Source organism: Thermochromatium tepidum ATCC 43061 (assembly GCF_009664085.1).
Classification (GTDB): Bacteria; Pseudomonadota; Gammaproteobacteria; order Chromatiales; family Chromatiaceae; genus Thermochromatium; species Thermochromatium tepidum.
In genome coordinates, this window is the sequence record NZ_CP039268.1 from 193,165 (window position 1) to 208,546 (window position 15,382).

The 15,382-nt window shown below is 64.0% G+C and carries 11 protein-coding genes; all 11 read left to right on the forward strand.

Translation table 11 applies throughout. The annotated features are described in order from the left end of the window. The first annotated feature begins 82 nt into the window (after positions 1 to 82). The 11 genes from E6P07_RS00915 to alaC all read left to right on the forward strand — a co-directional run bounded on the left by E6P07_RS00915 (position 83) and on the right by alaC (position 15,356). Complete coding sequence (locus E6P07_RS00915; protein WP_153973879.1) at positions 83 to 1,033, forward strand: adenylate/guanylate cyclase domain-containing protein; 951 nt, start codon at positions 83 to 85, stop codon at positions 1,031 to 1,033. A 114-nt stretch (positions 1,034 to 1,147) separates the two neighbouring features. Beyond that, positions 1,148 to 2,491, forward strand: coding sequence for a TolC family outer membrane protein (locus E6P07_RS00920; RefSeq protein WP_153973880.1), 1,344 nt, complete (start codon positions 1,148 to 1,150; stop codon positions 2,489 to 2,491). A 3-nt stretch (positions 2,492 to 2,494) separates the two neighbouring features. Then, a complete protein-coding gene (aroC, locus tag E6P07_RS00925; RefSeq protein WP_153973881.1) occupies positions 2,495 to 3,604 on the forward strand; it encodes a chorismate synthase in 1,110 nt (369 codons plus the stop codon). A 63-nt stretch (positions 3,605 to 3,667) separates the two neighbouring features. Then, positions 3,668 to 4,810 carry an MFS transporter gene (locus tag E6P07_RS00930; protein WP_153973882.1) on the forward strand — a complete coding sequence of 381 codons (1,143 nt, stop codon included), beginning with the start codon at positions 3,668 to 3,670 and terminating at the stop codon, positions 4,808 to 4,810. An 82-nt stretch (positions 4,811 to 4,892) separates the two neighbouring features. Continuing rightward, on the forward strand, positions 4,893 to 7,019 hold the full coding sequence (gene glgX, locus E6P07_RS00935) for a glycogen debranching protein GlgX (protein ID WP_153973883.1): 2,127 nt from the start codon (positions 4,893 to 4,895) through the stop codon (positions 7,017 to 7,019). A gap of 28 nt (positions 7,020 to 7,047) precedes the next feature. Beyond that, complete coding sequence (locus E6P07_RS00940) at positions 7,048 to 8,250, forward strand: polysaccharide deacetylase family protein (RefSeq protein ID WP_153973884.1); 1,203 nt, start codon at positions 7,048 to 7,050, stop codon at positions 8,248 to 8,250. Between the two features lie 17 nt (positions 8,251 to 8,267). Next, on the forward strand, positions 8,268 to 9,107 hold the full coding sequence (locus E6P07_RS00945; protein ID WP_153973885.1) for a hypothetical protein: 840 nt from the start codon (positions 8,268 to 8,270) through the stop codon (positions 9,105 to 9,107). Positions 9,108 to 9,136: 29 nt separating this feature from the next. Then, positions 9,137 to 10,618: a glycogen synthase gene (locus E6P07_RS00950; RefSeq protein WP_153973886.1), complete on the forward strand. Its 1,482-nt coding sequence runs from the start codon at positions 9,137 to 9,139 to the stop codon at positions 10,616 to 10,618. Between the two features lie 94 nt (positions 10,619 to 10,712). Beyond that, positions 10,713 to 11,549: a dihydropteroate synthase gene (gene folP, locus E6P07_RS00955; protein WP_153973887.1), complete on the forward strand. Its 837-nt coding sequence runs from the start codon at positions 10,713 to 10,715 to the stop codon at positions 11,547 to 11,549. 99 nt (positions 11,550 to 11,648) lie between these two features. Beyond that, complete coding sequence (locus E6P07_RS00960; RefSeq protein WP_246172880.1) at positions 11,649 to 14,084, forward strand: penicillin-binding protein 1A; 2,436 nt, start codon at positions 11,649 to 11,651, stop codon at positions 14,082 to 14,084. A gap of 69 nt (positions 14,085 to 14,153) precedes the next feature. Further along, positions 14,154 to 15,356, forward strand: coding sequence for an alanine transaminase (gene alaC / locus E6P07_RS00965; RefSeq protein ID WP_153973889.1), 1,203 nt, complete (start codon positions 14,154 to 14,156; stop codon positions 15,354 to 15,356). Positions 15,357 to 15,382 lie beyond the last annotated feature (26 nt).

The window sequence follows — 15,382 nt, forward strand, 5'->3', positions numbered from 1 at the left end:
CAGAGTTGATCGGGAATCCATTTATCAGCATGGAACCAGCACACTGCAAAACCTATGAAAATCGTCAATTATGGATCTCGATATGCACAAATCCCATCCTGTCGTCGGCACCCAGGCCACCATCCTCATCGCCGATTTGCGCGGCTTCTCGACCCTGATGGATTCGGTTGCACCGATGGTCATGGTCGATCTGCTCAATCGATTCTTCGGGCTCATGGCCTCGATTGTGGATCGACATGGAGGTCTGATCGACAAGCTCATGGGCGACGCGATCATGGCGGTCTTCGGCGTACCGACACGCCGCCCAGACGATCTGATCCGGGCCCTGAACTGTGCCGTCGAGATGCAGCTGGGCATGATCGATCTCAACCGTCAAAACGAGGCCAACGGCGAACCGCGCCTCTATGCCGGCATTGCGTTGAGCACGGGCGATGTCATGGCCGGGTGTTTCGGATCGGATGTCCATAACGAGTATACGGTCATCGGCAACCCGGTGAATCTGGCCTCGCGCATCGAGGGCTATGCGCTGCGCGGCCAGATCCTGCTGAGTGAAGCGACCTTTCGTGCCGCCGCCCATGCCATCCAGGTCGGCAGCGTCAATGAGGTCCAGGTCAAGGGGCGCTCCACCCCTGTGATGCTCTACGAACTCAAGGCCGTGAGGGAGCCGCGCCTGCTGCGCGTTCCCACCATCGAGATCCGCAAGACGCCGCGCATCCTGGTCGATTTTCCGGCCGTCTTCCAGCGTGTCGATGACAAGCGGATCCTACCCGAGCGTTTCGTCGGTCAGATCAATGACATGGGGTATTTCGGGTTGTGCGTGGATCTGCCCATCGCCCTGCCGCCGTATTCGGAGGTCTTGATGTCGCTTGCGCCCGAATTTGGCCTGGAAGGTCCACTCGAGGTCTATGCCCGCGTGCTGCGTTCCTCGCCAAACAAGAATGGGTTTCGGACCAACCTCCAGTTCACGACCATCGATACGCCTGGACACCGCAAGATCAAGCAGTATGTCGACCATGTCTTGTGGGGAAGCTGAGCGAACCTTCAGCGGCCACGATCGGCTCAATTGAGACCAAGGCAGCTTGTCCCCTATACTGCCATCTTAAATCCCATCTTGCGGCCATCCGGCCCGTTCGCCAGGAAACCTAGCATGAGGAGAATTCTTCCGGCCTTGATCGCCTTGTCGTTGGGCGGATCACCGCTACCGTCATTAGCCGAGGATCTGCTCCAGATCTACGACAGGGCTGTGGTGAGCGACCCCAAGCTGCGTGAGGCCGAACAGACGCTGTTTGCCACGCGCGAGTTCAAGCCCCAGGCGCGCTCATTGCTCCTGCCGAGCCTCAGCCTCAAGGGCGAGGCCGATCTCTATGATCTTGATTCGCGTGGCGGATCGAGTATCGATCGCCGTGATCATTATGACACCCAGAAGATCCAGGCCGTCGTCAGCCAGAGCCTTTTTAACCGCGCCAACTGGATGACGCTCCAGAAGGCCGAAAGGGTCGTCGCCCAGGCCGAGGCCGAGTATCGCAGCGCCCAGATCGACCTCATGGTCAGGACCACCAAGGCCTATTTCGACGTGCTGCGCGCGTCTGATGCCGTGACCGTGCGCGAGGCCCTGGTACGCGCCGACGAACGTCAGCTTGAGCAAGCCAAGCAGCGTTTCGAGGTCGGTCTGGTCGCCATCACTGACGTCAACGAGAGTCAAGCCGCCTACGACAAGTCGCGCGCCGATCTCATCAGCGCCAAGAATCAGCTCGACAATGCCTGGGAGGCGTTGCGCACCATCGTGGGACCGATCAGCGTGCCCCTGGCGCGTCTCGGCGAGAAGCTGCCGCTGTCGCCGCCCGAGCCGAACGACCTCCAGGCCTGGGCCAGCACCGCCCTCAGCTCCAACTACAGCATCCTGGCGGCGATCGAGTCCGTCAACGCCGCCAGGGCCGCCATCGAGATCGAGCGCTCGGGCCATTTGCCCAAGCTCGAGTTGCAGGCGGGCTATGATATCTCGCGCTCGAATGCCCAATACTACGGAACCGACTCCGAGACCGGATTTGTCGGGCTGTCGCTGACCGTCCCGCTCTTCGAGGGTGGCAGCGTCACCTCCAAGACCCGCGAGGCCGGCTACAAGTACCGCGCCGCCCAGGACCGGCTCGACCAGGTGCGCCGTCAGGTCGACCAGCAGACCAAGGATGCCTTCCGCGGCATCCTCTCCAGCATCGAGGACGTCAGGGCACGTCAGGCGGCCATCGTCTCGGCGCGCTCGGCACTCGAATCGACCCAGGCCGGGCTCGAGGTCGGCACCCGCACCCAGGTCGATGTGCTCAACGCCCAGCGCAGCCTGTTCCAGGCCGAGTTTGACTATATGAGTGCACGCTATGATTACATCCTCAACGGCATCAAACTCCATCAGGCCACCAGTACCCTGACCCGTGAGGTGCTGGCCAAGGGCAATGCCTGGCTCAACCCCAACGACACAGTCCCACCGCCGGCTTACTAAATCATGTCCGGTAACAGCTTCGGTAAAAACTTCGTCGTCACGACCTTTGGCGAGAGTCATGGTCCGGCGCTCGGCGGCATCGTCGACGGTTGCCCGCCCGGTCTGGAGCTCTCGGTCGCCGACCTGCAGCACGATCTCGACCGGCGTAAGCCGGGGCAGTCACGTCACACCACCCAAAGACGCGAGTCCGATCGGGTGGAGATCCTCTCTGGCGTCTTCGAGGGCCGCACCACGGGCACGCCGATCGGGCTCCTGATCCACAACGAGGATCAGCGCTCGCACGACTATTCCGAGATTGCCGAACGCTATCGTCCGGGACATGCCGATTACAGCTACGAGCAGAAATATGGCGTGCGCGACTACCGCGGCGGCGGGCGCTCCTCGGCGCGCGAGACCGCGATCCGGGTCGCCGCCGGAGCCATCGCCAAGAAATATCTGGCCGAGCGCCTAGGCGTCCGGATTCGCGGTTATCTCTCGCAGCTCGGTCCGCTGCGTCCGCGTGGCTTCGACTGGGATCAGGTCGAGCAGAATCCCTTCTTCTGGCCCTGTGCCGAGACGGTGCCCGAGCTTGAGGCCTACATGGACGCGCTACGCAAATCGGGCGACTCGATCGGCGCGGCCGTGACCCTGGTCGCCTCAGGCGTACCGACCGGACTCGGCGAGCCGGTCTTCGACCGTCTGGATGCGGCGATCGCCCATGCGCTCATGGGCATCAACGCCGTCAAGGGCGTGGAGATCGGCGCCGGTTTTGCCTCTATCGAACAAAGGGGTACCGAACACCGCGATCTCATGACGCCCGAGGGCTTTCTCTCCAACAACGCCGGCGGCATCCTCGGCGGCATCTCCACGGGGCAAGACATCGTCGCCCGGATCGCACTCAAGCCGACTTCCAGTATCCGGCTGCCTGGGCAAAGCATCGACCGCCGTGGTGCCCCGGTCGAGGTCGTCACCAAGGGGCGGCATGATCCCTGTGTCGGCATCCGCGCCACGCCCATCGCCGAGGCCATGCTGGCGCTGGTGCTCATGGATCACTATCTGCGTCATCGCGGGCAAAACGCCGAGGTCGTACCTCCGCTGCCACCGATCCCGGCTGAACGGCGTCCTGGATCCTGATCCATTCTGACTCCGGGCGATCCCGCCCTGAGGGTGGGGCTGGGGTCTCAGCGCGAGCCGCCCATGCCGTACTGGCGCTTGTCGAGCTATTACCTGTTTTATTTCGCCTCGCTCGGGGCGCTCGTGCCCTATTGGGGACTCTATCTCCAGGACGCCGGGTTCGATCCACTCGCCATCGGGGGGCTGATGGCGATCCTCACCGGTACCAAGATCGTCGCCCCCTTCATCTGGGGCCATATCGTTGATCATAGAGGCCATCGCCTTCAGGTGGTCCGGCTTGGTTCGCTGCTGGCGGTGCTTGGCTTTGCAACCCTCTATGTTACGGATGGCTTCTGGGGCATGGCCCTGACCCTGTTGCTGTTCAGCTTCTTCTGGAACGCCTCGCTGCCGCAGATGGAGGCCCTGACCTTCAACCATCTGCGCGGGCGTTCGACCCAGTATGCCCGGGTGCGGATCTGGGGATCGGTGGGGTTCATTCTGGTGGTGGTGGCCCTGGGAGCGGCCCTGGAGCGGGGGACGCTCTCCCAAGTTCCGGTCTGGGTTCTGCTGTTGACGGTCGGGATCTGTGTGACGACCTTCCTGGTACCGGATAGCGCGCCCGAGCATGACGGGCTGTCCCCGGTATCCTTATGCGCGCGGCTGCGTCAGCCGAGCGTCCTGGCCTTTCTCGGTGCCTGTTTTCTGATGCAGGCGAGCCACGGTATCTACTATGCCTTCTATTCCATCCACCTGGAGTCAGCCGGTTATTTGAGTGTCGCCATCGGCCATCTGTGGGCGCTAGGCGTCATCGCCGAGGTGCTGATCTTTTTGGTCATGCATCGCCTACTGGAGCGCTTCGGCGCGCGGCGCGTCCTGCTCTGGAGTCTGGCGCTGGGCGGGGTACGCTGGATCCTGATCGGGTTCTGCGTTGATCGTCCGGCGGTGCTGTTTGCCGCGCAGTGGCTGCATGCGGCGACCTTCGGTACCTTTCATGTCTCAGCGATCCACCTGGTCCATCATGTCTTTCCTGGCCGTACCCAGGGGCGCGGCCAAGCACTCTACAACAGTGTCAGTTTCGGGGCCGGCGGGGCGGTCGGAAATCTGATCGGAGGGCTGCTGTGGACCGATGCAGGAGCGTCCTTCACCTTTGGAATGGCTGCCATCTTGGCGGTCTCGGGTTGGTTCGTTGCCTGGCGCTGGATGCGCGGTGAGCTGTATCGACATTGAGCCGTGGTCATCCGCTCCTCGGCAATGGCGGGCCGCATGTTATGATGAGGCGGATAGACATCCCTGCAAAGCGCCCGCCTCCATGCCAGCCTCAAACGCCCCCTATCCTGTCCTGCCGGGACGACGCTATCCGCCCGGCGCGACCGTCGAGGACGCGGGCGTCAACTTCTCCGTCTACAGCCGGCACGCCACCGGGGCCGAGCTGTTGCTCTATGAGTCGGCGACCAGTCCGGAGCCGTTTCAGATCATCCGGCTCGACCCGCGTACCAATCACACCTTTTTCTCTTGGCATGTACTGGTCCAGGGTCTACTGCCTGGCACCCATTACACCTGGCGCCTCGAGGGACCGAACGATCCGCACGGTCATGGTTGGCGCTTCGATCCGAACATCGAGCTGGTCGATCCCTGGGCGCGCGCCATCAATGTTGCCGGCTGGGACCGCTGGCGGCGCCAGCACCGAGGTGTCCAGCCGCATGACTCACCGCGCGCCATCGTACTCGCCGAGGAATACGACTGGGAGGGCGATACCCCCCTCCATCTGCCGAGCGAGCAGATGATCATCTATGAGCTCCATGTCGGTGGCTTTACCCGCCATCCCAGCTCGGGTGTCCGGCATCCGGGCACCTTTCTCGGTCTGATCGAGAAGATCCCCTATCTCAAGGAACTCGGCATCACCCATGTCGAGCTCATGCCGGTCATGGCCTTCGATGAGCAGGACGTCCCCGAGGAGGTCTGGAAGGCGGGTCTACGCAATTTCTGGGGCTATAGCACTCTCGGGTTCTTCTCGCCGCATCCGGGCTTTTGCGTCACACCCGAACGAGGCACGCACCGCCGTGAGTTCCGCGACATGGTCAAGGCGCTGCACCGTGCCGGGATCGGGGTCATCCTGGATGTGGTCTTCAACCACACCTGTGAGGGCGGGGCGGGCGGTCCCATACTCAATTTCAAGGGCTTCGGCAATGAGACCTTCTACTGTCTGGATACCATCGACAAGGGGATCTATCTCGATTTCACCGGCTGCGGCAATACGGTCAACGCCAATCATCCGCTGGTGACCCACTTCATCCTCGATGCGCTCGAATACTGGGTGCGCGAGATGCACGTCGATGGCTTCCGCTTCGACCTGGCCAGCGCCCTGGCGCGCGACTCCGACGGACGCCCCCTGGCCAACCCGCCGGTGCTTTGGGGGATCGAGCTCTCCGATACCCTAGCAGAGACCGAGATCATCGCCGAGGCCTGGGACGCCGCCGGGCTTTATCAGGTCGGCAGCTTTCCCGGCTATCGCTGGATGGAATGGAACGGGCGTTATCGCGACAGCATCCGACGCTTCGTGCGCGGCGATCTTGGTCTAATCCCCGAGATCGCCACCCGGATCTCAGGGAGCAGCGATCTGTACGAGGCCAATCTGCGCCAGCCGATCAACAGCATCAACTTCGTGACCTGTCACGACGGCTTCACGCTCTGGGATCTGGTCTCCTACAATCGCAAGCACAATCTGGCCAATCACGAGGGCAACCGCGACGGCAGCGACAACAATCTGAGCTGGAACTGCGGTATCGAGGGCGAGACCCAGAACCTCGAGGTGTTGAACCTGCGCCGCCGTCAGGCCAAAAACTTCCTGACATTGTTGTTCTTGAGCCAAGGTATCCCGATGCTGCTCGCTGGCGACGAGGTGCTGCGCTCCCAGCAGGGTAACAACAACGCCTGGTGTCAGGACAACGAGATCGGCTGGTTCGATTGGTCGCTACTGGATCGCAACGCGGACATGTTGCGCTTCACGCGCGGCCTGATCGCATTGCGCAAGCGTCACCCCAATCTGCGTCATCGTCACTTTCTTGTTGGCCAGCCGCTGCCGGGCGGCACCCTGCCAGACGTGGCCTGGCATGGTCTGGAGCTCAATGCCCCACGCTGGGATGACCCCGAGAGCCAGATCCTGGCCTTCACCCTCGCCCCGACCTGCGCCGAGGAGGCGCCATTGCACGTCATGATCAATATGAGCGATCGCGCCCTGCGTTTCGCCCTGCCCGAGATCGCCCCGGCGCGCTGGTATCTGGCCTTGGATACGGCGCGCCCCGCGCCAAACGATGTGATGTCGCCCGCCGATCAGTCTCCGGTCAGCGAGATACGCCCCCTCGTGCGTGCCCGGAGTATCCTGGTGCTCGAGGGCTGGTCTGGGCCCGGTCGTTTTGATACGAGGCCAAGCGAGTGAGATGGCCGCTTGGTCGCTGGGAGACCCTATGGCGCAGACACAGATCTTTCACGCACTCGGGCTACACATGCATCAGCCGCCGGGCAACCTGCGCCTGCTGTTTGAGGCCAATCCCCAGGAGGCCGAGCAGATCCTGCGCTGCTATGAGCGCGCTGTGCGCTACGCCGAACGGTACGCGGACGTCGCGCGCCTGCATGTGAGTTTTTCGGGCGTGCTGCTGGAGCAGTTGCTCGACCCGGCCATCGTCGATCTCTATCGTCCTGTCCTCGATATCCCCGAGATGCTCGAACGCTACCGTGCGGCCGACAACATCGAGCTGCTTGGACTGGGTTATTATCACCCGATCTTCCCGCTGATCCCATGTCTTGACTGGGACGAACAGATCGAACGCGGGCGCGCCATCATCGGCGAGGTCTTCGGGCGCGTCCCGCGCGGCTTCTGGCCGCCCGAGCTGGCCTTTTCGATGGAGATGATCCCGGCCCTGGTCCGGGCCGGCTATGAGTACGTCATCGTCGATGGGGTGCATGTGCGTCCCGCGGATGGTGTCAACGACACCTTTCGGCCCTATGTCGCCTGCCATAACGGGGTCTGTATCACCATCGTGCCCTGCGATCGCGACCTCTCCAATGCCCAGAGACAGGGTCTCAATCCAGACTGGCTGCGCGATGAGCTGTCTTGGCGCGCCAAGGTCTCACCACGTCCGGACGAGGCGCGACTCGTCACGACCTGGTCCGATGGAGAGAATGGCGGCTGGTTTAGACAGACACACGAAGCGTCCGGCTTCTTCGGTTATTTCTTTGCGCCCTACATGGAACGGTGTCGCGACGGTGACGATCCGATCACGCCCGTATTGCTTGGCGACTATCTCGCGCAACAGCGTCCGACCGCGCGTGCCCAGGTGCAAAGGGGTTCCTGGAACGTCGGCATGGCCTGTCAAGACGATTTCTCGCCCTGGATCGGATCCGAACGCCAGCGTCGGGCCATTGACGAGGTCCATCGCTTGAGCGAGCGCTACTGGTCGCTGTGCCGGTCGCACCCGGATGCCCATCAGGTGGCCTCCGAGGCCCTCGCGCACGCCCGTCGACAGATCCTCGAGGCCGAGACGAGCTGCTTTCTGTCCTGGGGTGATGCCTGGATTCCACATCTCCAGGCCCGCATTCGACCCGCTGCCGCCGCGCTCGACGCCGCCGAGGCCGCCCTGCGCGCCCATTCATCCCTGTCTGGGGCGTGAGCGACCGCGATCATCCGATGCCCAGTGTCACGCCCGATCTGGTGCCGCCTGCCGCGCCACTTGTCCCCATCTTTCCGCTCGCCGGCCCGATCAGACCACTGACACTCTATCCGGGCGCGGACGATGAGGTCCGGGTGCACTGGCGGTTGCGGGCCGACGAGATCGTTGGTCATGGCGCCTGCTTCCCCCGGTCCGACGGTGCCCCACAGGCCGTTCTAAGGCTTGGACGTGTGAACGCCGGCAGTGGCTCCGAGCAAGTCCGCACGCAGACGCTGCATCTGTCCGGCTTGAGCGGGAGCGGCGAGGTCGCCTTCCAGGTTGGCAAGGGTCCCGGCCTGTTCGAGGCCGAGCTGGGTCTGGTCAATCCCGAGGGCGGCTGGCTGTTGCTGGCGCGTTCCAATAGGCTCCAGCAGGTGCCTGGGCTGGGGTTGGAGTCACTGCGGCCACCACCGCCCGGACTGGACTGGGACTGTGTCGCCGGGCTGGGGCCCGAAGGGCAGGGCGAACCTGGGGAGCGAGCCGGCGAATGCCATCGTCCGCCGGACGACTCAGGCGTGACGAGTGGCGCATCCCAGGCCGACCCCGAGCGGGCCGCGCCGCCGGTCACCACCCTCATGCATCCCATCCCGAGTCTGAACTATGCCGATCCCACACCCGCCACGATTGGACTCGTCATCACGGCCGAACTGCACCTCCAGGGCTGGAGCACACCCAACACCGTGATCGACCTCTTCGGCCATCGCTATCGCGTGGGGGCGGGTGGACGCTTTCAGTTGAGTGTCAGGGTCGACGACCCCGAGCTCATCCGGCGCGCCCTGGCCCAGCATCCGCCGCTCGAGTCGGATGATCCTCGATAACCCTCGTCCCGATCTACACCTTCGAAACAATGCACATTGCCATGGTCAGCGCCGAGTGTGCGCCCATCGCCAAGGCCGGCGGTCTCGGTGACTTCGTTCAGGGGCTGGCGCGCGAGCTGACGCGAATCGGCGAGCGCGTCGAGGTCATATTGCCGGCCTACGACGTCCTGCGATTCGACGGCCTGGATCGACCGCGTCCACTCGGCATCGAGCTCCAGGTTCCCTTCGCGGGCGAGGTGATCCAGTGCCGGGTGTTGGGTCTGAGTCTGGATGGGTATGAATGCCGGTTGATCGCACCTCGCTCGGGGCATGGTTTCTTCGAGCGTGGACGGATCTATGGTGAACCGGACGATGCCGAGCGCTTTGTCTTCTTCTCACGCGCCCTGGTCGAGTATGTCTCGCGCCCCGAGTCGCGGCCGGATGTGCTGCATTGCAACGATTGGCAAACGGGGCTGGTGCCTGTGCTGCTTGCCGAGCGCCGCGCAACGCTTGGGCGGATCCCGGTCTGCTACAGCCTGCACAACGTCGGCTATCAGGGCTGGGTCGAGGCCGGGCTGCTGGCGGCCGTCGGGCTGGATCCGGCGCGTCTGCTGACCCCCGAGCGGCTGGCCGATCCCAGCGATCCGCGCCGTGCCAACCTCATGAAGGGCGGCATTGCGGCGGCGGATGCCGTCAACACCGTCTCGCCGCGCCATGCCTGGGAGCTGCGCCACACCGAGCAGGGGATGGGACTACAATCCTGGCTCCAACGCTATGACTACAAGTTCGGCGGGATCCTCAACGGCATCGATGACGCGGTCTGGAACCCGCTGACCGATCCGCTCATCCCGGCGCACTTCGGTCCCGAGACCCTGCCGCACAAGGCGATCGATCGTCACGCCTTGCGTGGGCACCTCGGGTTGGAGGACGCCGCCGACCGTCCGATCGTCGCCATCGTCAGCCGGCTGGATCGGCAGAAGGGTGTCGAACTCATCGCGCACGGTATCCACTCTGCACTGAGTGCCGGCGCCCAGGTCGTGCTCCTCGGCCATGCGATCGAGCCGGCCATCGCCGAGCGCTTTGAGCGCCTCAAGTCGGCACTAGACCCCAACCCGCATGCCCACCTCGAACTGGGCTATGACGAGTCGCTGAGTCATCTGATCTATGCCGGGGCCGATATGATCCTCATCCCCAGTCTCTATGAGCCCTGCGGCCTGACCCAGCTGATCGCCATGCGCTACGGCACGGTGCCGATCGCGCGCCGGGTCGGGGGGCTGGCCGACACCCTCCAGGACGCCAACTATTCGGCCGCGCCCTTTGAGCAACGCAATGGGTATCTCTTCGACGAGCCGACCGGTGAAGCGCTGAATTCAGCCCTGGATCGAGCCATCGCGCTCTGGCGCGATCATCCAAGCTATTTCAGTCAGCTGCGCCTCAACGGCATGCGGGGGGATTATTCTTGGCGCCGACCGGCGCGGGAGTATCTCGCGCTCTATGCCTACGCGCGGGAGGCCCGGGTCCGCCGCGACTAAACTCGGGTTCTGCGCTAGGCCCCCTGACCCGCCCCTGGACGTATACTCTTGACAGGTACGGTCCTAAGATCCAGTCGTCGCATCCCCAGGCACCATGTCCAAGCCGCTCGCCTCCAGCCCACCCCGTCTCATGGGCATCCTCAATGTCACGCCGGACAGCTTTTCCGACGGCGGGCGTCACCTGGACCCGGACGCCGCCGTTGCCCATGGGCTCAGGATGCTGGATGAGGGGGCCGATATCCTCGACATCGGCGGCGAATCGACCCGTCCGGGTTCGGACCCGGTCCCGCCCGAGGAGCAGCAGCGGCGGGTCCTGGATGTGATTCGCCGCCTGCGTGAGCGACTCCCAGCCAGCGTTCCGCTCAGCATCGATACCACCTGGGCAAGCGTGGCGCGTGCCGCTCTAGCGTCTGGTGCCGATTGGATCAACGACACCTCTGCCGGTCTCGATGACCCCGACATGCTACCCCTGGCCGCCGAGCTCCAGGTGCCGATCGTGCTCATGCACAGACGCGGGGTGCCGCGGACCATGCAGGATGCACCTCAGTATCGTGACGTGGTCGCGGAGGTCCGCGATCACTTGGCGGCACGGGCCGAGGCCGCCTTGGCGGCTGGGGTGCGTCCCGAGGCGATCCTGCTTGATCCAGGCATTGGCTTCGGCAAGACGCTTGAGCACAATCTGGCCCTGATGGCAAACCTGGGGTCTTTAGTCGAGTTGGGGTTTCCGATCGTGCTCGGGGCCAGCCGCAAGCGCTTCCTCGGTGCGCTCTGCAAGGATGTCCCGCCTGAACAACGGCTGGCGGCCACCTGTGCGACCACGGCGCTCGGTGTGATGCAGGGGGTCTCTATCTTTCGTGTGCACGACGTGGCCGCCAACCGTCAGGCCGCCGATGTCGCCTGGGCCGTTTTACGCTTTTCGACAGCGGGCTGAACCTTGATGAAGCGAACCCACGCCATTCCAGCCAAGACCGAAAGATCTGTTGTGGCCCGCACGAAACCCTGGCGCTGCACGGCCCCGAGGTCGCGTTCGGTGAGTCATTGGTTCTTTCAACTCGTCGGCTCTGGACTCGGGCTCCCCGTCCAGGTGCTGACCCTGGGGCTGGTGGGCGCGGGCGTCTTCGTCGGTGTGACCTTGCCTGAGCTGCCGGATGTCCAGACACTGCGCAACGTCCAGCTCCAGGAGCCGCTGCGCGTCTATAGCGCCGATGGACGCCTGATCGGTGAGTTCGGCATCGAGCGGCGTCGTCCGGTGTCGATCCGACAGATCCCGCCCCTGGTCATCCAGGCCTTCCTGGCCACCGAGGACAGCCGCTTTTTCGAGCATGATGGCATCGACACCCAGGGTCTCGGACGCGCGCTCCTGAGCTATCTGGCCACAGGCGAAAAGGCCCAGGGTGGCAGCACCATCAGCATGCAGCTGACGCGCAACTTTTTTCTCTCGCCCCAAAAGACCTTCCAGCGCAAGCTCGCCGAGGTGTTGCTGACCCTGCATGTCGAGCAGGCCCTGACCAAGGAGGAGATCCTAGAGCTCTATCTGAACCAGATCTTCTTCGGACATCGCGCCTACGGTATCTCGGCGGCGGCGGCCTTTTACTACGGCAAGCCGCTCGACCGGCTCACGATCGCCGAGGCGGCCATGCTGGCCGGTATCCCCAAGGCACCCTCGACCAACAACCCACTCACCAATCCTGAGCGCGCGCTGGAACGGCGTAACTACATCCTCGGGCGCATGCTCGAACTCGGCTATATCGACGCAGCCCAGTATGCCGCCGCCGTCGCCGCGCCCAACACCGCCCAGGCCCACCGCCGCGGCCCGGAGATCGAGGCCGACTATGTCGCCGAGATGGCGCGCGCCGAGATCCTGCGCTTCTATGGCGAGGACGCCATCCATCGCGGCTATCGGGTCACGACCACGATCGAGTCACGCTTGCAGCTGGCAGCGCAAGAGGCGGTGCGCACGGCGCTCCATCAGTACGACCGCCGTCACGGCTATAGGGGTCCGGAGGCAACCCTAGAGATCGCCGGGCTACCCGAGTCCGAGCTAGACGCCCGGCTGGAGGCGTTCACGCGCGTTCCGGGTCTGACGTCCGGACTCGTCACCCAGGTCTCATCGTCCGGGGCCCAGGTCTACATCGGGCGCGGCGAACGGGTCGAACTCACGCGTCAAGCCCTGAGCTGGTCGCGCACTCAGCGCAACCTGACGCGCTGGCAGGGCCCGCAGAGGCGCGGTCCGGACGCGGTCGCGGTCGGCGATCTGGTGCGACTCAGACGTTCCCCCAAGGGCGATTGGCAGTTGACGCCGATCCCGTCCGTCTCCGGCGCCCTGGTCAGTCTCGATCCGCGCGACGGTGCGGTCCGGGCCCTGGTCGGCGGCTATGCCTTCAGCGACTCCAAGTTCAACCGCGCCGTCGATATGCGACGCCAGCCAGGCTCTAGCTTTAAACCCTTCGTCTATGCCGCCGCGCTCGAGCGCGGCTGGACCCCAGCCAGTCTGCTGCGCGACGAGGCCGTCAAGCTCACGGGCCATCAGCACTGGAATCCCAAGAACGCCGACCACCGCGAACTCGGCCCGATCTCGATGCGTAGGGCGCTCGCGCTCTCGCGCAATCTGGCCAGCATCAATCTATTGCAGAGCATCGGCCTAAAACAGGCTCAGGACTATATCCGCCGCTTCGGCTTTGACACCCAGGCGCTGCCGCTTGGACTCTCCATGGTGCTCGGCACCGGTGAGCTCTCGCCGGTCAAGCTCGCCGAGGGCTATGCCGTCTTCGCCAACGGCGGCTATCACGTCACGCCCTATTTCATCCAGCGCATCGAAGACGGCGACGGTCAGGTCGTCTTCGAGGCACGTCCAGCATGCGCCTGCGCCGATTGCTGGTACAAGACCGGGGAGACATCGGCCACCACCCGCGGACTGACCACCCAGGGGCAGGGTCTGGCCGAACGCGTCATCGATCCGCGCACCGCCTATCAGATGACCTCGCTCCTGCGCGAGGTCATCGAGCGCGGCACCGGCACCCGCGCCAAGCGACTCGAGCGACCCGACATCGTCGGCAAGACCGGCACCACCAACGACATCCGCGACTCCTGGTTTGCCGGCTATCAGGCCGAGTTTGTGACCGTTACCTGGATGGGCTTCGACGACTTCGGCAAGCTCGGTCGAGGCGAGGAGGGCGGTCGCGCCGCGATCGAGATGTGGATCGATTTCATGGAACAGGCGCTCGCGGGACGACCCGTCGCCAGACTCGATCCACCGTCTGGGCTGATCGAGGTGCGGGTTGATCCGGCTCAGGGTGTAGAGACGAACGCCAAGGACGGTGTCGTGGAACTGGTGCAGGAAGAGTATCGCGACACCCTGCAGGGGCCCAAACCTGTTAGGGTCGTGCGTCCGAACGCCGACGATGTACGCCCTGACAGGGGCGTGCCTCAGGGATCGGCGCCGCGCGTCATGGACGATCTTTTCTAAGGATGATTTCTACCGATTGCGGCGTTAGACTTTGTCCCTTTCTCCGTCATCAGCCCATGAGGTTTCACCGTGGTCGCCCCCGAGTCAGATTTTCACCGCATCAAGCGGTTACCGCCCTATGTCTTCAATATCGTCAATGAGTTGAAGGCCGAGGCCCGCGCCCGGGGTGAGGACATCATCGACTTCGGCATGGGTAACCCAGATCAAGGCACGCCTCAGCATATCGTCGACAAGCTCATCGAGACCGCGCGGCGCCCGGATACCCACCGCTATTCGATGTCGCGCGGTATCCCGCGTCTGCGTCGCGCCGTCTGCAACTGGTATCGCGACCGCTTCGATGTCCATCTCGACCCAGAGACCGAGGCGATCCTGACCATCGGCTCCAAGGAGGGTCTGGCCCATCTGGCGCTGGCCACCATGAGTGCGGGCGATACCGCGCTGGTGCCCAACCCGGCCTATCCGATCCATCCCTATGGGTTCATCATCGCCGGGGCCGATGTGCGTCATGTACGTCTGACGCCAGATGTCGATTTCTTCGAGGAGCTCCAGAAGGCGATCCAGGAGTCCTGGCCCAAGCCCAAGATGCTGGTGCTCAACTTCCCCGGCAATCCGACCACCCAATGCGTCGAGCTGGATTTCTTCCAGAAGGTCATCGACATCGCGACCGAACATGGCATCTGGGTCGTGCACGACTTAGCCTATGTCGATATCGCCTTCGACGGCTACAAGCCGCCCTCGATCCTCCAGATCCCTGGCGCCAAGGACATCGCGGTCGAGTTCTTCACCCTGTCGAAGAGCTACAACATGCCCGGCTGGCGCGTGGGCTTCATGTGCGGCAACAAGACCCTGGTCGCAGCCCTGGCGCGAATCAAGTCCTATCTCGACTATGGCACCTTCACCCCGATCCAGGTCGCGGCCATCGCGGCGCTGGAGGGGCCGCAGGACTGCGTGCGCGAGATCAGCGCCATGTACCAGAGCCGGCGCGATGTGCTGTGCGCAGGTCTAAACGCCGCCGGCTGGTCGGTCGAGCCGCCGAAGGCGACCATGTTCGTCTGGGCGCCGATCCCCGAACCCTATCGGGCGATGGGGTCGCTGGAGTTCTCCAAAAAGCTCTTGCGCGATGCCAAGGTCGCCGTTGCACCCGGCATCGGTTTTGGCGAATACGGCGACACCCATGTGCGCTTCGGCCTGATCGAGAACGAGCACCGCACGCGCCAGGCGATTCGCGGCATCAAGGAGATGTTCCGGCGCGATGCGCGGGCTGGGGCCTAAGACGCCTCCTGGAATCGACACAGCTG